Raw genomic sequence first — 18101 nt, forward strand, 5'->3', positions numbered from 1 at the left:
CCGTCATCCGGCGGGAGGCGTCCTGATGAAATTCGTTGATGAAGTATCCATTCATGTGAAGGCGGGTGACGGTGGCAACGGCCTCATGAGCTTTCGTCGCGAAAAGTTCATCGAGAAAGGCGGTCCCAACGGTGGTGACGGCGGTGATGGTGGTTCCATTTACCTGGAAGCCGACGAGAACCTGAATACCCTGGTCGACTATCGCTATACCCGGCGCTTCGATGCCCAGCGCGGCGAGAATGGCGGCAGCAAGGATTGCACCGGGCACAAGGGCGAGGACCTGATCCTGCCAGTGCCGGTCGGTACCACCGTGATCGATGCAGCCACCCAGGAAATCATCGGCGACTTGACCAGGCCGGGTCAGCGCTTGCGGGTAGCGCAGGGTGGCTGGCACGGCCTGGGCAACACGCGCTTCAAGTCCAGCACCAACCGTGCGCCGCGGCAGACTTCGCCGGGCAAGCCGGGTGAGGCGCGCGACCTGAAGCTGGAGCTGAAGGTGCTGGCCGACGTCGGGCTGCTGGGGCTGCCGAATGCCGGCAAGAGCACCTTCATTCGTGCGGTTTCGGCGGCCAAGCCCAAGGTCGCCGATTATCCGTTCACCACGCTGGTGCCGAATCTCGGCGTGGTCAGCGTTGGTCGCTACAAGAGTTTCGTCGTGGCCGATATTCCCGGCCTGATCGAGGGCGCCTCCGAGGGGGCGGGTCTGGGGATTCGTTTCCTCAAGCATCTGGCGCGTACCCGCCTGCTGCTGCATCTGGTGGACATGGCGCCGCTGGATGAGTCGGATCCGGCCGTGGCGGCTGAAACCATCATCCATGAACTGAGCAAATTCAGCCCGGCGCTGGCCGATCGTGATCGCTGGCTGGTACTGAACAAGGCCGACCAGGTGCTCGATGAAGAGCGCGAAGCGCGCATGCAGGATGTGATCCGGCGCATCAACTGGACTGGCCCGGTGTTCGTCATCTCCGCACTCGAGCGCGAAGGAACCGAGGCGCTCACGCAGGAAATCATGCGTTATCTCGACGAGCGTGCCCTGCGCATTGCCGAGGATCCGGAGTTTGCCGCGGCCTTGGTCGAGCTCGATCAGCGCATCGAAGACGAGGCGCGCGCGCGGTTGCAGGCGCTGGACGATCAGCGCGCCCTGCGGCGGGCTGGAGTCAAGAGCGTGGATGACATCTCGGATGAAGAGTTCGACGCTTATGAAGACGAAGAAGATGGTCCGGAGATCATCTACGTTCGCGATTAAACTGGCGCTGAATGCCGCTTGAGCAGCGGCGCCGATGATTTGCGAGGGCGGTGTGCGGGTGTTGGCGCTGCTCTCCCGGCTAGGGTTGGATGGCTATGGTTGGACAATCATGCGCGACAAGGTAAGTGGTGCGCGGCGCTGGGTGGTCAAGATCGGCAGTGCGCTGCTGACGGCGGATGGCCGCGGGCTTGACCAGGGCGCGATGGCGGTCTGGGTCGAGCAGATGGTTGCTCTGCATGCGGCCGGCATCGAGCTGGTGCTGGTGTCCTCCGGGGCGGTCGCCGCGGGCATGAGCCGGCTCGGCTGGCAGACGCGCCCGAGTGCCATCCATGAACTGCAGGCTGCGGCCGCCGTCGGCCAGATGGGCCTGGTGCAGGCCTGGGAGTCCAGTTTTGCGCGGCACGGCAAGCATACGGCGCAAGTGCTGCTGACCCACGATGACCTTTCCGACCGCAAGCGCTACCTGAATGCGCGCACCACGCTGCGCACGCTGGTCGAGCTGGGGGTTATTCCGGTGATCAACGAAAACGACACCGTGGCCACCGACGAAATCCGCTTCGGCGATAACGATACCCTGGCGGCGCTGGTGGCCAATCTGGTCGAGGCCGACCTGCTGGTGATTCTCACCGACCGTGACGGCATGTTCGATGCCGACCCGCGGCAGCATCCCGATGCCGCGCTGATTCATGAAGCGCGGGCGGATGATCCTGCGCTCGATGCGGTGGCTGGCGGTACCGGTGGCGCGCTGGGGCGTGGCGGCATGCAGACCAAGCTGCGCGCTGCGCGGCTGGCGGCGCGTTCGGGGGCGTACACCATGATTGTCGGTGGCCGTATCGAGCGGGTGCTCGACCGCCTGCGCGAGGGCGAGCGCCTGGGTACTTTGCTGGCTCCCGAACGCGGCCTGCTGGCCGCGCGCAAGCAGTGGCTGGCGGGGCAGTTGCAGACGCGCGGTACGCTGACCCTGGATGCCGGCGCGGTAAAGGCCCTGCTGGATGATCACAAGAGCCTGTTGCCAGTTGGTGTGACCGCCGTGGAAGGCAATTTCCGGCGCGGCGAGATGGTCATCTGCATGGCCCCGGATGGGCGTGAAGTGGCGCGCGGCCTGGCCAATTACAGTGCCGCCGATGCGCGCAAGATTGCCGGTCAAAGTTCCGATGCGATCGAGTCCTTGCTCGGCTATATCGACGAGCCGGAGCTGGTACACCGGGATAATCTGATCGTTGTTTGATACTCGGGGAGTGCTGTTGATGCGCAAGGCTACGGTGTTGCTGGGGGCGTTGCTGCTGCCATTGCTGGCAGGTGCTGAGGAGATCGGTGAAGTATCCACTGTGTTCAAATGGCTCGGCCCGAACGACAAGGTGGTGATCGAGGCGTTCGATGACCCCAAGGTCGAGGGCGTTACCTGCTATCTGTCGCGCGCCAAGACCGGCGGCGTGAAAGGCGGTCTGGGGCTGGCCGAGGATCGCTCGGAGGCTGCCATCGCCTGCCGGCAGGTGGGGCCGATCACTATTCAGGGAGATCTCGAGGATGGTGAGGAGGTCTTCAAGGAGCGTACCTCGCTGGTGTTCAAGAGCATGCAGGTGGTGCGCTTCTTCGACCGCAAGCGCAATACCCTGATCTATCTGGTCTACAGCGACCGGGTGATCGAAGGCAGCCCGCAGAATTCGGTGACGGCGATCCCGATCCTGCCTTGGCCGGTCAGATAAAAAAACCGGAGATTGCTCCGGTTTTTTTGCAGTCAACAGTTGCTCGGCTAAAAGCGCAGGCAATAAAAAACCGGCCTACGGCCGGTTTTTTCAGAACACTTGCAGCTTAGGCTGCAGCAGCAACGCTGAGGGCCTTGATGTGGCCGTTCAGGCGGCTCTTGTGACGAGCTGCTTTGTTCTTGTGGATGATGCCCTTGTCGGCCATACGGTCGATCACCGGCACAGCCAGGGTGTAAGCGGTTTGTGCCTTTTCCAGGTCCTTGGCTTCGATAGCCTTGACCACGTTCTTGATGTAGGTACGAACCATGGAGCGCAGGCTGCCGTTATGGCTACGACGCTTCTCAGCCTGTTTTGCGCGTTTTTTGGCAGAAGGTGTATTGGCCACCGTCAAGCTCCTCGAAAAAAATCTGGGGGGTGAAACAAATAAGGCCGCGAATAATGCCGAGCCCGAGGACACATGTCAAGCGCATTGGCGTTTTAGTCTGCTGGCCTGACCTGCGGCAGACCGCTACACTCGATGCCCTGACTGCGCCCGGCTCTTTGCGGTGGCGCGCTGTTGCCGGAACCCCTGGAAATTCATGAATCTGCTCAAGTCGCTGGCCGCGGTCAGCTCCCTGACAATGCTTTCCCGTGTGCTGGGATTTGTCCGTGACACCCTGATCGCACGGATCTTCGGCGCCGGCGTGGCCACCGATGCCTTCGTGGTGGCGTTCAAGCTGCCGAACCTGCTGCGTCGCATCTTTGCCGAAGGGGCGTTCTCGCAAGCGTTTGTGCCGATTCTGGCGGAGTACAAGACGCAACAGGGCGAGGCGGCGACGCGTACTTTCGTGGCCTACATCAGTGGCATGCTGACCCTGGTGCTGGCGCTGGTGACACTCCTGGGCATCCTCGCGGCACCCTGGATTGTCTGGATCAGTGCGCCCGGCTTTGCCGACGAGGCGGATCGTTTTGCCCTGACCACCGACCTGCTGCGGGTAACCTTCCCCTATATTTTCCTGATTTCGCTGTCGTCGCTGGTGGGCGCCGTGCTGAATACCTGGAACCGCTTTTCGGTTCCGGCGTTCACGCCAACCCTGCTGAATGTCAGCATGATCGTGTTTGCGCTGTTTCTGACCCCGTATTTCGACCCGCCGATCATGGTGCTGGGCTGGGCGGTGCTGGTTGGCGGGTTGTTGCAGTTGCTCTATCAGCTGCCGCACCTGAAGAAGATCGGCATGCTCGTGCTGCCGCGCGTGAACTTCAGGGATTCAGGCGTCTGGCGGGTGATGCGCAACATGGGGCCGGCAATTTTCGGCGTGTCGGTCAGCCAGTTCTCGCTGATCATCAATACCATCTTTGCCTCCTTTCTGGTCGCCGGCTCGGTGTCGTGGATGTACTACGCGGATCGCCTGATGGAGCTGCCTTCCGGGGTGCTCGGTGTCGCGCTGGGGACAATTCTGCTGCCGGCGCTGTCGAAAACCTATGCCGGCGATGACCGCGCCGAGTATTCGCGCCTGCTCGACTGGGGCCTGCGCCTGTGTTTTCTGCTGGTACTGCCCTGTGCGCTGGCGCTGGCCATCCTCGCCGAGCCGCTGACGGTTTCCCTGTTCCAGTACGGCAAGTTCGGGGCGCATGACGCCCTGATGACCCAGCGGGCGCTGATGGCCTACTCGGTGGGGCTGCTGGGCATCATCCTGGTGAAGATTCTCGCGCCGGGTTTCTATGCCCAGCAGAACATCCGCACGCCGGTGAAGATCGCGGTGCTGACCCTGGTTGTCACGCAGCTGATGAATCTGGCCTTCATCGGGCCGCTGGCGCATGCCGGGCTGGCGCTGGCCATCGGTCTGGGCGCCTGCCTGAATGCCGGGCTGCTGTACTGGCAGTTGCGCAAGCGCGGGATGTTCCAACCGCAGCCGGGTTGGCCGGTGTTTCTCGGCAAGCTGGTGCTGGCGGTCAGCGTGATGTCACTGGTTTTGCTCGGCGTCATGCACGTTATGCCGGCCTGGGCCGAGGATGGCATGCCGTTGCGCCTGCTACGTCTTGGCGCTCTGGTGTTGGCGGGGCTGCTAGCGTATTTCGGCAGCCTGCTGTTGCTGGGTTTTCGGTTGCGCGATTTTGCCCGGCGCACGGCGCTGTGACCGCCGGCCTGGCCGATATGCTGCCTGTCGTCAGTTGCCGGGTGTGCGTATAATCGCCCACTTTGCTCGCAAGATACGCGCTATGCAGCTGGTTCGAGGCCTTCACAATCTACGTCCGCAGCACCGGGGCTGCGTTGCCACCATCGGCAATTTCGATGGTGTGCATCGCGGGCATCAGGCCGTACTGGCGCGCCTGTTCGAGCGGGCGGCCGAGCTGCAGCTACCGAGCTGCGTGGTGATCTTCGAGCCGCAGCCGCGCGAGTTCTTTGCCCCGGGTTCTGCGCCGGTGCGCCTGTCGCGCCTGCGTGACAAGGTTGAACTGCTGGCGGCGGCCGGGGTTGACCTGGTGCTGTGCCTGGCGTTCAACCAGCGCTTGCGCGAGCTCAGTGCCGCCGCCTTTGTGCAGGCGGTGCTGGTCGATGGTCTGGGGGTCGAGCACCTCGAGATTGGCGATGACTTTCGCTTTGGCTGCGACCGCTCGGGTGATTTTGCCTTCCTGCAGAAAGCCGGGCAGGCCCACGGTTTTACCGTCGAAGAGGCGGCCACGGTCGAGTTGAACGGTGCGCGGGTCAGCAGCACCCGGGTGCGCGAGGCACTGCAGGCAGCTGACTTTGCCGAAGCCGAGCTGCTGCTGGGGCGCCCGTTCGCCATCGCCGGGCGGGTCGTGCATGGGCAGAAGCTCGGCCGCCAGCTGGGCACGCCAACCGCCAATGTGCAGCTCAAGCGCCACCGGGTTCCGCTCAGCGGGGTATTTCTGGTCAGCGTCGAGCTGGATGGCAGGCTGCAGCCGGGGGTGGCCAATATTGGCGTGCGGCCCTCGGTGAAAGGTGATGGCTTTGCCCATCTTGAGGTGCATCTGCTGGATTATGCCGGCGACCTGTATGACCGGCGCGTGTCGGTGGTGTTTCACCGCAAGCTGCGTGACGAGCAGCGTTTTGCCTCGCTTGAGGCCCTGAAGTCGGCGATTGCTGCCGATATCGTTGCCGCCCGTGCCTTCTGGCAGGGCCAACTGCATTCGTGAAGAGTCTTTGAGATGACTGATTACAAAGCGACCCTGAACCTGCCGGAAACGGCATTCCCGATGAAAGCCGGACTGCCCCAGCGCGAGCCGGAGATCCTCCAGCATTGGGACAGCATCGGTCTTTACCAGAAGCTCCGCGAGCAGGGCGCCGGGCGACCGAAGTTCGTCCTGCACGATGGCCCGCCCTACGCCAACGGCAGCATTCACATCGGTCATGCGGTCAACAAGATCCTCAAGGACATCATCACCCGTTCCAAGACTCTGTCGGGGTTTGACGCCCCCTATGTGCCGGGCTGGGATTGTCACGGCCTGCCGATCGAGCACAAGGTTGAAGTCACCCACGGCAAGCACCTGCCAGCGGACAAAACCCGCGAGCTGTGCCGCGCCTACGCCACCGAGCAGGTCGAGGGGCAGAAAGCCGATTTCATCCGTCTCGGTGTGCTGGGTGACTGGGACAAACCGTACAAGACCATGGACTTTGCCAACGAAGCCGGTGAGATCCGTGCGCTGGGCGAAATGGTCAAGCAGGGCTTCGTGTTCAAGGGCCTGAAGCCGGTGAACTGGTGTTTCGATTGCGGCTCGGCGCTGGCCGAAGCGGAAGTCGAGTATCAGGACAAGCAATCACCGACCATCGATGTCGGCTTCCCGGCGGAGGACGCCGACCAGCTGGCCGCCGCCTTCGGCCTGGCCAGCCTGCCGAGGACCGCCTATGCGGTGATCTGGACCACCACCCCCTGGACCATCCCGGCCAACCAGGCCCTCAATGCTCACCCGGAATTCACTTACGCGCTGGTGGATGTCGGTGACAAGCTGCTGCTGCTGGCCGAAGAACTGGTAGAGAGCTGCCTGGCCAGGTATGGCCTGCAGGGCGAAGTGCTGGCCACCTGTTCGGGCTCCGCGCTGGAACTGATCCGCTTCCGTCATCCGTTCTATGAGCGGTTCTCACCGATGTATCTGGCCGACTACGTGGCGCTGGATGCCGGTACCGGCCTGGTGCATTCGGCACCGGCCTACGGTGAGGACGACTTCTACTCCTGCAAGCGCTACGGCATGCACAACGATGAAATCATCAATCCGGTGCAAAGCAACGGCGTGTATGTCGAATCGCTGCCACTGTTTGGCGGCCAGTTCGTCTGGAAGGCCAACCCGCTGATCGTGGCCAAGCTGGCGGAGGTCGGCTGCCTGCTGGCCAGTGACAAGATCACCCACAGCTACATGCATTGCTGGCGGCACAAGACTCCGCTGATCTACCGCGCCACCGCGCAGTGGTTTGTCGGCATGGACCGCCAGCCAGCCAGCGGTGCAACCCTGCGCCAGCGTTCGCTGGCCGCTATCGAGCAGACCGAGTTTGTCCCGGGCTGGGGTCAGGCACGCCTGCACGGCATGATCGCCGGGCGTCCCGACTGGTGCATCTCGCGCCAGCGCACCTGGGGGGTGCCGATCCCGTTCTTCCTGCACAAGGAAACCGGCGACCTGCATCCGCGTACCGTCGAGCTGATGGAGCAGGTGGCCCGGCGCGTCGAACAGCAGGGCATCGAGGCCTGGTTCAGGCTGGATGCAAGCGAGTTGCTGGGCAGCGAGGCTGCGCAGTACGACAAGATCAGCGACACCCTGGATGTCTGGTTCGACTCCGGCACCACCCACTGGCATGTGCTGCGTGGCTCGCACCCGCTGGGGCATCTCAGCGGTCCGCGCGCCGACCTCTATCTGGAAGGCTCCGACCAGCACCGCGGCTGGTTCCATTCCTCCCTGCTGACCGGTTGTGCGATCGACAACCATGCGCCCTACAAGGGCTTGCTGACCCATGGTTTCGTGGTCGACGAGAGCGGGCGCAAGATGTCCAAGTCGCTCGGCAACGTCATCGCGCCGCAGGAAGTCAACGACAGCATGGGCGCCGATATTCTGCGCCTGTGGGTCTCGGCCACCGATTACTCGGGCGAAATGGCCGTATCCAAGGTCATCCTGCAACGCAGTGCCGATGCCTACCGGCGGATTCGCAACACCATGCGCTTCCTGCTCTCCAACCTCAGCGGCTTCGACCCGGCGCGCGACCTGCTGCCGCCGGAGCAGATGCTCGAGCTGGATCGCTGGGCGCTGGATGCCGCCGCACGCCTGCAGGCCGAGATCGTCGAGTCGTATGCTGAATACCGCTTCCTCAACGTCTACCAGAAGGTGCATCACTTCTGCGTGCAGGAGCTCGGTGGCTTCTACCTCGACATCATCAAGGATCGCCAGTACACCACGCGCGCCGACAGCGTGGCGCGGCGTTCCTGCCAGACCGCACTGTTCCATATCGCCGAAGCCCTGGTGCGCTGGATCGCGCCGATCCTGGCCTTCACCGCCGAAGAAATCTGGCAGTTCCTGCCGGGCGAGCGCAACGAGTCGGTCATGCTGAATACCTGGTACGAAGGCTTGAGCGAGTTGCCGCCGGGCATCGCGCTGGATCGGGCCTACTGGGATGAGGTCATGACGGTCAAGGTGGCGGTGAACAAGGAACTGGAAAACCTGCGTGCCGCCAAGGCCATTGGTGGCAGCCTGCAGGCGGAGGTCACCCTGTTTGCCGAGGAGTCACTGGCGGCCAAGCTGGCCAGGCTGGGCAACGAACTGCGCTTTGTGCTGATTACCTCGACCGCCGAAGTACAGTCTTTGAGCGCGGCTACCGAGCTTGCAGTGGCCACCGAGGTGCCGGGGTTGAAGTTGCAGATTCTCAAGTCCGCACATGCCAAGTGCGGCCGCTGCTGGCATCACCGCGCCGATGTCGGCCAGCATGCGGCGCACCCGGAATTGTGCGAGCGCTGCGTGGAGAATATCGAGGGTGCAGGCGAGGTTCGGCACTATGCATGATGTTCATTGCACGGTTACCCGGGGAGCCAGCTTGCTGGCGCTATGCGGCGAATTGCCAGCAAGCTGGCTCCTACGGGAGGGCGGAGCATGAATGCCCGTTTCGGCAAGCTTGGCTGGCTCTGGCTCAGCCTGCTGGTGATCGTGCTGGATCAGCTCAGCAAGCTGTACTTCGAACACGCGCTGAACCTTTATCAGCAGATTGTCATCATTCCTGACTACTTCAGCTGGACCCTGGCCTACAACACCGGTGCGGCGTTCAGTTTTCTGGCTGATGCCGACGGTTGGCAGCGCTGGTTCTTCGCCGGTGTCGCGGTTGCCGTAAGCGCTATGCTGGTGGTCTGGATGAAAGGGCTGAAAGCGCATGAAAACTGGCTGGCCATAGCCTTGGCGCTGGTGCTCGGCGGGGCGCTGGGCAACCTGTTCGATCGCGTGGTTTACGGCCACGTGATCGACTTCATCCTGGTGCACTGGCAGCAGCGCTGGTATTTCCCGGCCTTCAATCTGGCCGACAGCGCCATCACCCTGGGCGCCATCATGCTTGCGCTGGATATGTTTCGCAGCAAGCCGTCGGAGGAGACAGGCACATGACTGAATCACGTATCGGAGAGGGAGCCCGGGTTACCCTGCATTTCGCCATCAAGCTGGAAAATGGCGAGGTGGTCGACAGCACCTTTGACAAGCAGCCAGCGACCTTCACCATTGGTGATGGCAGTCTGCTGCCGGGTTTCGAGCTGGTTCTGTTTGGCCTGAAGGGCGGCGACCAGCGCAGCTTGCCGATTGCCCCCGAGCAGGGTTTCGGGCAGGCCAATCCACAGAATGTGCAGGCCATTCCGCGCAGCCAGTTTGCCGAAATGGAGCTGTCCGAAGGCTTGCTGGTGATCTTCAACGATGCCGCGAACGCTGAGCTGCCGGGCGTGGTCAAAGAATTTGACGAGGCGCGCGTGATCATCGACTTCAATCACCCGCTGGCGGGCAAGAACCTGACCTTCGACGTTGAAATCATCGAAGTGAAAACCAACTGATTAAAACAGTCCTGTAGGAGCCAGCTTGCTGGCGATCCGTGCATGCTGTGATCGCCAGCAAGCTGGCTCCTACAGGAAAACATGAGCCAAACAGGCAGGTCGCAACGAGCGTCCGGGGCTAACCATCATGCATATCAAGCTCGCCAATCCCCGCGGTTTCTGCGCCGGCGTCGACCGTGCCATTGAAATCGTCAATCGTGCGCTGGAAGTCTTCGGCCCGCCGATCTATGTGCGGCATGAAGTGGTGCATAACAAGTTTGTGGTCGAAGACCTGCGTTCCCGTGGCGCGGTGTTTGTCGAGGAACTCGATCAGGTACCGGACAACGTCATCGTCATCTTCAGTGCCCATGGCGTGTCGCAGGCAGTGCGCAAGGAGGCGGAAAACCGCGGCCTGAAGGTATTCGATGCGACCTGCCCGCTGGTGACCAAGGTGCACATGGAGGTGGCGCGCTACAGCCAGGAGGGCCGTGAGTGCGTGCTGATCGGCCACCAGGGTCACCCCGAGGTAGAAGGTACCATGGGCCAGTACGACCATCGCAATGGTGGCGAGATCTATCTGGTTGAAGATGAGGCGGATGTCGCCGGACTGCAGGTGCGTCATCCTGAATCGCTGGCCTTTGTCACCCAGACCACCTTGTCCATGGATGACACCAGCAAGGTGATCGATGCCCTGCGTGAGCGCTTCCCCAGCATCGGCGGGCCGCGCAAGGATGACATCTGCTATGCCACGCAGAACCGCCAGGACGCAGTCAAGCAACTGGCCGACGAGTGCGATGTGGTGCTGGTGGTGGGCAGCCCGAACAGCTCCAACTCCAACCGCCTGCGCGAACTCGCCGAGCGCCTGAATACGCCGGCCTACCTGATCGATGGTGCCGAGGATCTGCAAATGGCCTGGTTCGACGGCAAGCAGTGCATTGGCATTACTGCCGGCGCCTCGGCCCCGGACGTGCTGGTCAGGGGGGTGATTAGCCAGCTGCAGGCCTGGGGTGCATCCGGCGCAGTCGAGCTGGAAGGGCGGCCGGAACATGTGACCTTTTCCATGCCCAAAGAGCTGCGGCTGAAGCCGGTAGACTGATCGCCGCCGTTGCGGCGTTGTACTTTTGTAGAAGCGTCGGCCATGGCGCGCGCTTTTGCTGTTGGCCGGGCGACGCGGCGCCAGCCCTGGTCAGGGGCAAGCACTGGTCGGCGCCTTGTTTCTGCGTACCCGCCCGGTTGCGCTGAGGATTAGTTGGCGTGCTGGCAGTTCGCCAGCCTGGTCGCAGATGTTCAGGGTTCCCGCCTGAAAGCCACCGCCCTGGAATTTTGCACTGCCGTCCGGGGTGTAGCGGATATAACGGCGTACCGGGGAATTGCCCTGGATCTTCAGGCCTCCCGGCAAATCGGCCACCTGCAGCAGCAAGGGCTCGCCACTATCCTGGCTGCCATTGCCATCCAGATCGGCATAAACGCTCCAGCCGTTGCTCCAGTCGTCATCCGTGCTTTCGATCAGTACCGCCGTACGGCGCTTTATCGCCTCGGTTCGCGCCAGGATAAAGGCCCCGACCAGGCGATTGCTGGCACTGGTCAATTGCTGGGCGTGCATGATGCGGCCGAACGCCGGGATGGCCGTGCTGGAAATTGTCGCGATTGCAGCCAGAACCACCAGTGCTTCCACCAGAGTGAAGCCGTGAGAGTTGCGGGGCATGGCATCCTTGCCTCCTGATTGTCCATTCCCTGGCGATCCTGCCGGGGTAGTTACCTGTCGTCTGCCCAGAAAGTCCGGTCGTCCAGCTTTCCAGCGGTAAAATTCACACGACGTTTAATATCTAGATCGGAAATGGGGATTTTCAAGAAAACTTTCTCCACAGATTGACTGGCTATCTACTGCCAATAACAGGATGACGTGATGATGCGAACCAAGCAGCGGGGCTTTACCCTGATCGAGTTGATGGTAGTGGTGGCGATCATAGGCATTATCGCCGCCATTGCCATCCCGAGTTACACCAACTACCTGATCAAGTCCCGGCGTACCGCAGCCCAGTCGCAGATGATGGATATTGCCAATCGCGAACAGCAGTTCCTGCTGGCAAATCGTGCCTACGCCAGCAAGTCCGCCATCGAGGCAAGTGGCTACTCGCTGCCGGCGGAAGTCTCCAAATACTATGGGTATTCGATCACCGTTGGCACGGGCACGGTACCGTCGTTCACTATCACCTTCACGCCTTCGGGCACCCAGTCCTCGGATGGCAACCTCAGCCTCGATAATGCCGGGGCCAAGTCCCCGGCCGCGAAGTGGTAGCCATGTACTCATCGACAGAGAAAAGCGGGCCGAATGCCCGCCTCCAGCGCGGCATGACGCTGATCGAAGTAATGGTCACCGTGTTTATTCTCGCGGTTGGCCTGCTCGGCATGGCCGGCCTGCAGGCACGCCTGCAGCAGTCGGAGATGGAAGCCTATCAGCGCTCCCAGGCCCTCATGCTGTTGCAGGACATGGCTAGTCGGCTGGCAACCAATCGCAACTCTGCCGATCTCTATGAAGCGGCAACTTCCGCGGCGGCGTCGGGTGCGGCTTGTCCGACAAACACGGCAACCCAGGTGGACCGCGATGCCAGTGAATGGTGCAACGCACTGCAGGGTGCCGGCGAAACCTCTGGCAGCAGCAAGGCTGGCGCGATGATTGGCGGACGCGGCTGCGTGGAGGCAACCGGTAATCCCGGCGAGTACATGATCACTGTAGCCTGGCAGGGGCTCAATCCCCTGAGCGCGCCACCGGCGAGCGTGGCCTGCGGCAAGGATCTGTATGACGGAGGCGTCTGCTCGGGTGATCTGTGCCGTCGCGTGGTTACCACCATCGTGCGGGTGGCCAGCCTATGAATCCGATCAAGTTCCGCCGCCGGCAGGCTGGCCTCAGCCTCATCGAGCTGATGGTTGCGATGGCTGTTGCCTTGCTGATGACCGTGGCCATCCTGCAGTTGTTTCTCGACATTGTTCGCAGCAATGACGATCTGGCGCGCACCAACGCCCAGATCGAGAACGGCCGTTTTGCCATCCAGTTAATCAGCAATGATCTGATGCATGCCGGATTCTGGGATGGTTACCTACCCGACTACGACGATCTGACCGCCGCAGACGCGCCAACCGGGTATCCCGCCAGCTTTGTCGCTCCCGATCCCTGCCTGGCGCTGGCGTCCTGGACAGCGACATACAAGGACAACCTGCTGCGCATGCCGGTGCAAAGCTTCAATGCGGTCCCGGCCGGTTGCTCGGGAGTGGTGCAAAATCGCAAGGCCGGTACCGATGTGCTGGTGGTGCGCTATGCCGGTACCTCGGTGGTGGCATCCCCCGCAGCGGGTAGTGTGTACTTCCAGCCCTCGTTCTGCTCCGGTGCTTCAGCCTATGCCTATGTGCTTGGTACTTCCGGGTTCAGCATGCAGAAGCGGGACTGCCTGACCACTGCCGATATCCGCGCCTACGTCTCGCATATCTACTTTATCCGCACAGACAACACCCTGATGCGCGCAGAGTTCGTTGGCGGTGTCTGGAGTGTGCAGCCGCTGATTGATGGCGTCGAGTCGCTGGTGGTTGAGCTGGGCGTGGATGATGTGAGTGACTCGGGGGGCGCCGTCGATTACAGCGCCGCGGTCGCCTGGGCTGACCCGCTGGACAAGGTCTCACCCACCAACCGCGGTGATGGCGCACCGGATGGCGGCTTCGTCCGTTGCCCGGCTGCCGGTTGCACTGTGGACCAGTTGCTCAATACCGTGGCGGCCAAGCTGTATCTGCTGGTCAGGGCCACGGAGGCAACGCCGGACTTTACCAACAGCAAGAGCTATACGCTGGGATCAACGGCGGTGGCAGCCTTCAACGACGGATTCAAGCGACATGTCTACTCGACCTCGGTGCGCTTTCACAATGTTGCAGCGCGGAGGGAGACGCCATGAGTGCCTTTAAGTGTCAATCGCAGAGCGGTGCCGCCCTGGTGGTCGCCATGATCATGCTGCTGCTGTTTACCCTGCTGCTTTCTGGGGCTTTCACCCTGAGCACGGTCAACCTCAAGGCGGTGGGCAACATGCAGATGCGGGAAGAGGCACTGGCTGCCGCCAATGCGGTCATCGAGCAGGTCCTGAGCACTGATTTTGTCGGCTCCGGTGCGCAGAGCGCCATCGGCTGGGATGTGAACAATGACGGTACCAATGAGTATCTCGTGGATGTCGATGAACCTGAATGCATCCGTGCCACGCTGGCTGAGGCTACCGCGCCCAGCAGCGTCAACCTAGTAGCCTTGTCCAGCATGACCTGGAATACCGTCTGGCAGATTCAGGGAACCGCCACGGACGCTGCCAACGGTACTTCTGTCACGGTGCGCGAGGGGGTCAGGGTATTGCTGACCGATGCGGAAAAGAACACCCATTGCTTCTAGCGGCTGGAGATTGGACATGAAACGCAATTTTATTCGAAGCCTGCTGGGAGTAATCCTGTTTGCGGTCAGTGCAACCAGCCAGGCCGAGGATATCGACCTGTTCGTCAAGAGTGAAGGCACGGCCGGCGATCCGCCCAATGTCTTGTTGATACTGGATAACGCCGCCAACTTCTCTTCGGCAACCAGTTCAGGGTTCACAACTTGTCCCGGAGTCACGGGCTTGTCATCCACCATGTCCAGTACAAACGCGGGCCTTGAGCAGTGTGCGCTGTACAAGGTGATAGAAGCGCTGGATCCAGGCACCGTGAGTCTGGGCGTCATGATGTTCAATGCCAACTCCTTTTTCCCATCCTGCCCAGGTGGTGATGGAGGGTGCTTGGTTTATCCGATGACCGAGATGACGGCAACCAACAAAGCTGCGATGCTAGATTGGTTGAAGACTTGGGTTATTACCAACGGGCAGGCGCCAGCTGGTGCCCTCAATGTCAAAACAAACAACAAGAAAAACGGCCAGGCAATGCAGGAAGCTTGGGCATTTTTTGCCGGAAAGAAAGGGGTCTCCGGGCGCGACTATAGCGCCATAAAACCGGGGGCCAGCTGCGCCAATAACTATGTGGTTTTTGTGGGTAATGCCGACGGAAGTAACGGCACCCCGGGTGATGGGGCTAATAATAGTGATGATGCCCTTAATGGGACGCTGACGGGCACTAACGCACTGATGAATGCCTCCCCCGCAGCCACTGCGTTACAGAAAGCCCTGATTACCGATCCGGTTCCGGTTTCTTGTGAGGGTGGCGGTTCTCAGACCTTGCAGTCCGGGGCTGTCCAGCACTCCAGCAGAGGTCACTACGCCGCCGAGTGGGCCCGTTATATGTCGTCGCAAAACATCACCACCTATACCATTGGCTTGTTGGGTTCCGCGTGTAAGAAAGAATACGAGGCCCTTCTTAAAATCATGGGTGACGAGGTAGGTGGTGGTAAGTATTTCCCTACAAATAATTTCGAGGAGCTAAAAACAGCGTTTGCCGCGGCCTTGAGTGAAATCCAGTCGGTCAACAGCGTGTTCGCTTCGGTAAGCTTGCCGGTGAGCGTCAACACTCAGGGCACCTATCTCAATCAGGTGTTTGTCGGGATGTTCCGTCCGGATGAGAAAGCCGGGCCGCGTTGGTTTGGCAATCTTAAGCAGTACAAACTGGGTTATCTCGGCAACAGTCTGAAACTGCTCGACGCCGATGGCGCAGGTGCCATCTCCAGCGGTGAAAGCGGCTTCATCTCCGAAAACGCGCGCAGTTTCTGGACACCGCCGACGAGTCAGACCTTGAGTACCTTGTATTGGTACGATCTGGCCGTTGCGAACTCGATTGGTTACCTGCCGGCATCCGAGACCCCCGACGGCAACATGGTGGAAAAAGGTGGGCAGGGTTACAAACTCAGGACTATCGCGCCGGCAGATCGCAAGGTACTGACTTGTGCGGATGCTGATTGCGGGAGCCTGGGCAACTTTGACGTGGATAATGGCGCGATTACTGCCGCCGCGTTGGCCGTGACTGATGCCGAGCGGGATGAGGTTATCAACTGGGCGCGCGGCTTGAATGTGGACGCCGAACACATCGCCAACAGTACGTTGGATGGCTCCGGGTATGTGACCAAGATGGACGCAGCCGATGCTGAGCTTCAGATGCGACCTTCCTCGCACGGGGACGTAGTGCATTCGCGGCCGGTAGCAATTAATTTTTCAACCGATGCAGATCCTGAGGTTGTGGTTTTTTATGGCGGCAATGACGGCATCCTGCGCGCAGTGAATGGCAACCGCGACGGTGGGAGTGCCGTGGGCGGCAAGCAGCCGGGCGAGGAGTTGTGGTCGTTCGTTGCGCCGGCATCCTACGGGATCTTCTCCAGACTCAAGGCTAAGACTCCGTTGATCAGCTACCCCAATGTTTCTGGTGGGGAGCCCAAGGATTATGGCTTCGATGGGCCGGTGACGGCCTACAAGGCCGCTTCGTCAGCTTGGGTATATGCCAGCATGCGGCGTGGCGGGCGGATGCTGTATGCCTTCGATGTGCCGGACACCAATCCGGCCAACCCCACACTCAAGTGGCGCGTGGGTTGTGACGACAACGGTTGTACTGACAGCAAATTTTCTGGCATCGGACAAACTTGGGCAGTACCCACGGTGATCAAATCGGCTGGCTATGCGGCCTCAGGCGTGAGCAAGCCAATGCTTATCGTCGGCGGCGGCTATGACAGCTGCGAGGATAAGAATATAGCGGATTGCACGTCGTCGAGCCCAGGGCACGCCATCTATCTGCTGGATGCCGAAACCGGCGAAGAGCTGCAGACGTTTGACAGCTCGGATGTCGCTGACGACATGGGGGGCGTGATCGGTGATATCACGGTGCTCAAGGACAGTGCCGGCTTGGCGACCTATGCCTATGCGGCTGATCTGAGCGGCAACGTCTACCGTATCTCCGGTACAGCGAATGCCCCCATCGGTTCAGTAGCGCCCGGCTCTTGGGTTATCACCAAGATTGCCAGCCTGGGTGGAACGGGCGGCAGCGCGCGCAAGTTCATGTTCGGGCCGGATGTGGTGGTCGATAACGGGGTGAACTACATCATGCTCGGCTCGGGGGATCGCGAGAAGCCGACGGTCGATTATCCCGATTCCAATGCAGTGAATAACTACTTCTTCATGCTCAAGGACGTCCCGACAAATTCGACCTGGCTGTCCAGTGAAAATGCCAACTGTTCGGCGGACATCATCTGTGTCAACTCGTTGCTGGCCATTACAACGTCGGCAACCCCTGCCCAGGCGGATATCGACGCCAAGAAAGGCTGGTATCTGCAACTGAGCACTTCGGAACAGGTGGTGACTTCGGCGCTGACTATCTTCGGCACGGTGTATTTCAGTACTCACCAGCCCGATCTGGGCCTGGTCGAAGGTTGTTCTGCCAAGCTTGGCGAGTCGCGGGCCTACGCCATCAGTTACAAGAATGCTGAAGGCCTGGATGGTCCACGCTACGTCGATCTGGTCGGCGATGGCTTGCCACCCTCTCCGGTGGCCGGTTTGGTGACCCTGGACGATGGAACCACGGTACCCTTCTGTATCGGTTGCGGTGAGAAGCCGCTGGAAGGCTCGGAGCCCCCGAGCCCGCCGGGTGCCAAGCAGCCCAAGTCCAGGGTTTTCTGGAATATCGAGCAATGAAGGCTGTATCTGATCGCGTTGAACGGCTTGGCCTTGTTGGCTCCAGTCATGGGTGCGCGCGTGCCCATGGCTTCACTCTGGTCGAGCTGATGGTGGTGCTTGCTGTCATCGCCATCCTCGCCGCCATTGCCATTCCGCAGATGAATGACAGCACGCTGGGCAGCAAGTTGCGGGCGCAGGCCAATGATCTGTCGATGGGTGCCGTGCTGGCGCGCAGCGAGGCAATCAAGCGCAATCAGGTGGTTAACCTTTGTGCCTCGAGCGATGGATCATCCTGCTCCGGTGGCTGGGCGGATGGCTGGATTGTCGTCAGCAGCGACGGTACGGTAATCCAGAGTCATCCTGCGGCGGCGACGGGTTTCGTCATCGACGCCGATGCCACAAACATTGCCTTTCAGCCTTCCGGCGTGGGTTCGACAGCAACTGCCCTCACGATTTGCCGGCAAAGTCCGACGGCCGGCAGTCAGGAGCGGGTGGTGAGCATAAGCGCAACGGGCAGGGCTTCCGTGGCCAAAACCGCCGCCGGCAGCTGCCCGTGATGGCG

General features: G+C 61.2%; 17 protein-coding genes. 15 read left to right on the forward strand and 2 right to left on the reverse strand.

What is annotated here, in order from left to right:
* Positions 1–25 precede the first annotated feature (25 nt).
* From cgtA to ISX93_RS09075, 3 genes are all read left to right on the forward strand, one after another.
* A complete protein-coding gene (gene cgtA, locus ISX93_RS09065) occupies positions 26–1246 on the forward strand; it encodes an Obg family GTPase CgtA (protein ID WP_195778405.1) in 1221 nt (406 codons plus the stop codon).
* 109 nt (positions 1247–1355) lie between these two features.
* A complete protein-coding gene (gene proB, locus ISX93_RS09070; RefSeq protein ID WP_195778406.1) occupies positions 1356–2474 on the forward strand; it encodes a glutamate 5-kinase in 1119 nt (372 codons plus the stop codon).
* A 19-nt stretch (positions 2475–2493) separates the two neighbouring features.
* Positions 2494–2952, forward strand: a complete 459-nt coding sequence (locus ISX93_RS09075) for a CreA family protein (protein WP_195778407.1) — start codon at positions 2494–2496, stop codon at positions 2950–2952.
* 106 nt (positions 2953–3058) lie between these two features.
* Here the strand turns inward: ISX93_RS09075 and rpsT are convergent, their stop codons facing one another.
* Positions 3059–3337, reverse strand: a complete 279-nt coding sequence (gene rpsT, locus ISX93_RS09080) for a 30S ribosomal protein S20 (RefSeq protein ID WP_195778408.1) — start codon at positions 3335–3337, stop codon at positions 3059–3061.
* Between the two features lie 193 nt (positions 3338–3530).
* Between rpsT and murJ the strand changes: the two genes are divergently transcribed.
* The 6 genes from murJ (at position 3531) to ispH (ending at position 11031) form a co-directional block, all read left to right on the forward strand.
* Positions 3531–5069, forward strand: a complete 1539-nt coding sequence (murJ, locus tag ISX93_RS09085; protein WP_195778409.1) for a murein biosynthesis integral membrane protein MurJ — start codon at positions 3531–3533, stop codon at positions 5067–5069.
* An 82-nt stretch (positions 5070–5151) separates the two neighbouring features.
* A complete protein-coding gene (ribF, locus tag ISX93_RS09090; RefSeq protein ID WP_195778410.1) occupies positions 5152–6090 on the forward strand; it encodes a bifunctional riboflavin kinase/FAD synthetase in 939 nt (312 codons plus the stop codon).
* 12 nt (positions 6091–6102) lie between these two features.
* The gene (gene ileS / locus ISX93_RS09095; RefSeq protein ID WP_195778411.1) at positions 6103–8934 is read left to right on the forward strand and encodes an isoleucine--tRNA ligase; all 2832 of its coding nucleotides are present in this window, start codon (positions 6103–6105) and stop codon (positions 8932–8934) included.
* Between the two features lie 87 nt (positions 8935–9021).
* Positions 9022–9522, forward strand: coding sequence for a signal peptidase II (gene lspA / locus ISX93_RS09100; RefSeq protein ID WP_195778412.1), 501 nt, complete (start codon positions 9022–9024; stop codon positions 9520–9522).
* Entirely contained in the window at positions 9519–9956 is a 438-nt protein-coding gene (locus tag ISX93_RS09105; protein ID WP_195778413.1) for an FKBP-type peptidyl-prolyl cis-trans isomerase, read from the forward strand. The genes lspA and ISX93_RS09105 overlap by 4 nt, the downstream gene beginning before the upstream one ends.
* Positions 9957–10083: 127 nt before the next feature.
* Entirely contained in the window at positions 10084–11031 is a 948-nt protein-coding gene (gene ispH / locus ISX93_RS09110; protein WP_195778414.1) for a 4-hydroxy-3-methylbut-2-enyl diphosphate reductase, read from the forward strand.
* Positions 11032–11121: 90 nt separating this feature from the next.
* On the opposite strand, the gene ISX93_RS09115 is transcribed toward ispH, so the two are convergent.
* Positions 11122–11640 (reverse strand): GspH/FimT family pseudopilin, encoded by a 519-nt coding sequence (locus tag ISX93_RS09115; RefSeq protein WP_195778617.1) that lies wholly within the window; start codon positions 11638–11640, stop codon positions 11122–11124.
* Positions 11641–11841: 201 nt separating this feature from the next.
* Here ISX93_RS09115 and ISX93_RS09120 point away from each other — a divergent pair, with 201 nt between their 5' ends.
* The 6 genes from ISX93_RS09120 to ISX93_RS09145 are packed head-to-tail and all read left to right on the forward strand — an operon-like array spanning position 11842 to position 18096.
* The gene (locus ISX93_RS09120) at positions 11842–12234 is read left to right on the forward strand and encodes a type IV pilin protein (RefSeq protein WP_195778415.1); all 393 of its coding nucleotides are present in this window, start codon (positions 11842–11844) and stop codon (positions 12232–12234) included.
* A gap of 2 nt (positions 12235–12236) precedes the next feature.
* Complete coding sequence (pilV, locus tag ISX93_RS09125; protein WP_229732127.1) at positions 12237–12809, forward strand: type IV pilus modification protein PilV; 573 nt, start codon at positions 12237–12239, stop codon at positions 12807–12809.
* Entirely contained in the window at positions 12806–13876 is a 1071-nt protein-coding gene (locus tag ISX93_RS09130; RefSeq protein WP_195778416.1) for a PilW family protein, read from the forward strand. The genes pilV and ISX93_RS09130 overlap by 4 nt, the downstream gene beginning before the upstream one ends.
* Positions 13873–14355 (forward strand): hypothetical protein, encoded by a 483-nt coding sequence (locus tag ISX93_RS09135; protein WP_195778417.1) that lies wholly within the window; start codon positions 13873–13875, stop codon positions 14353–14355. Before ISX93_RS09130 ends, ISX93_RS09135 begins: the two co-directional genes overlap by 4 nt.
* 16 nt (positions 14356–14371) lie before the next feature.
* Positions 14372–17557, forward strand: coding sequence for a pilus assembly protein (locus ISX93_RS09140; RefSeq protein WP_195778418.1), 3186 nt, complete (start codon positions 14372–14374; stop codon positions 17555–17557).
* The gene (locus ISX93_RS09145; protein ID WP_195778419.1) at positions 17554–18096 is read left to right on the forward strand and encodes a GspH/FimT family pseudopilin; all 543 of its coding nucleotides are present in this window, start codon (positions 17554–17556) and stop codon (positions 18094–18096) included. Before ISX93_RS09140 ends, ISX93_RS09145 begins: the two co-directional genes overlap by 4 nt.
* Positions 18097–18101 lie beyond the last annotated feature (5 nt).

Origin of the sequence: Pseudomonas sp. N040, from assembly GCF_015637705.1 — a bacterium.
Classification (GTDB): Bacteria; Pseudomonadota; Gammaproteobacteria; order Pseudomonadales; family Pseudomonadaceae; genus Aquipseudomonas.

Excerpts from the sequence above, each read along its gene's own strand:
- ribF (WP_195778410.1), top strand. The coding sequence starts at position 5,152 with ATGCAGCTGGTTCGAGGCCTTCACAATCTACGTCCGCAGCACCGGGGC.
- lspA (WP_195778412.1), top strand. The coding sequence starts at position 9,022 with ATGAATGCCCGTTTCGGCAAGCTTGGCTGGCTCTGGCTCAGCCTGCTG.
- ISX93_RS09135 (WP_195778417.1), top strand. The coding sequence starts at position 13,873 with ATGAGTGCCTTTAAGTGTCAATCGCAGAGCGGTGCCGCCCTGGTGGTC.
- ileS (WP_195778411.1), top strand. The coding sequence starts at position 6,103 with ATGACTGATTACAAAGCGACCCTGAACCTGCCGGAAACGGCATTCCCG.
- ISX93_RS09140 (WP_195778418.1), top strand. The coding sequence starts at position 14,372 with ATGAAACGCAATTTTATTCGAAGCCTGCTGGGAGTAATCCTGTTTGCG.
- ISX93_RS09145 (WP_195778419.1), top strand. The coding sequence starts at position 17,554 with ATGAAGGCTGTATCTGATCGCGTTGAACGGCTTGGCCTTGTTGGCTCC.
- ISX93_RS09130 (WP_195778416.1), top strand. The coding sequence starts at position 12,806 with ATGAATCCGATCAAGTTCCGCCGCCGGCAGGCTGGCCTCAGCCTCATC.
- ispH (WP_195778414.1), top strand. The coding sequence starts at position 10,084 with ATGCATATCAAGCTCGCCAATCCCCGCGGTTTCTGCGCCGGCGTCGAC.
- murJ (WP_195778409.1), top strand. The coding sequence starts at position 3,531 with ATGAATCTGCTCAAGTCGCTGGCCGCGGTCAGCTCCCTGACAATGCTT.
- cgtA (WP_195778405.1), top strand. The coding sequence starts at position 26 with ATGAAATTCGTTGATGAAGTATCCATTCATGTGAAGGCGGGTGACGGT.
- proB (WP_195778406.1), top strand. The coding sequence starts at position 1,356 with ATGCGCGACAAGGTAAGTGGTGCGCGGCGCTGGGTGGTCAAGATCGGC.
- ISX93_RS09115 (WP_195778617.1), bottom strand. The coding sequence starts at position 11,640 with ATGCCCCGCAACTCTCACGGCTTCACTCTGGTGGAAGCACTGGTGGTT.
- ISX93_RS09075 (WP_195778407.1), top strand. The coding sequence starts at position 2,494 with ATGCGCAAGGCTACGGTGTTGCTGGGGGCGTTGCTGCTGCCATTGCTG.
- ISX93_RS09105 (WP_195778413.1), top strand. The coding sequence starts at position 9,519 with ATGACTGAATCACGTATCGGAGAGGGAGCCCGGGTTACCCTGCATTTC.
- ISX93_RS09120 (WP_195778415.1), top strand. The coding sequence starts at position 11,842 with ATGATGCGAACCAAGCAGCGGGGCTTTACCCTGATCGAGTTGATGGTA.
- pilV (WP_229732127.1), top strand. The coding sequence starts at position 12,237 with ATGTACTCATCGACAGAGAAAAGCGGGCCGAATGCCCGCCTCCAGCGC.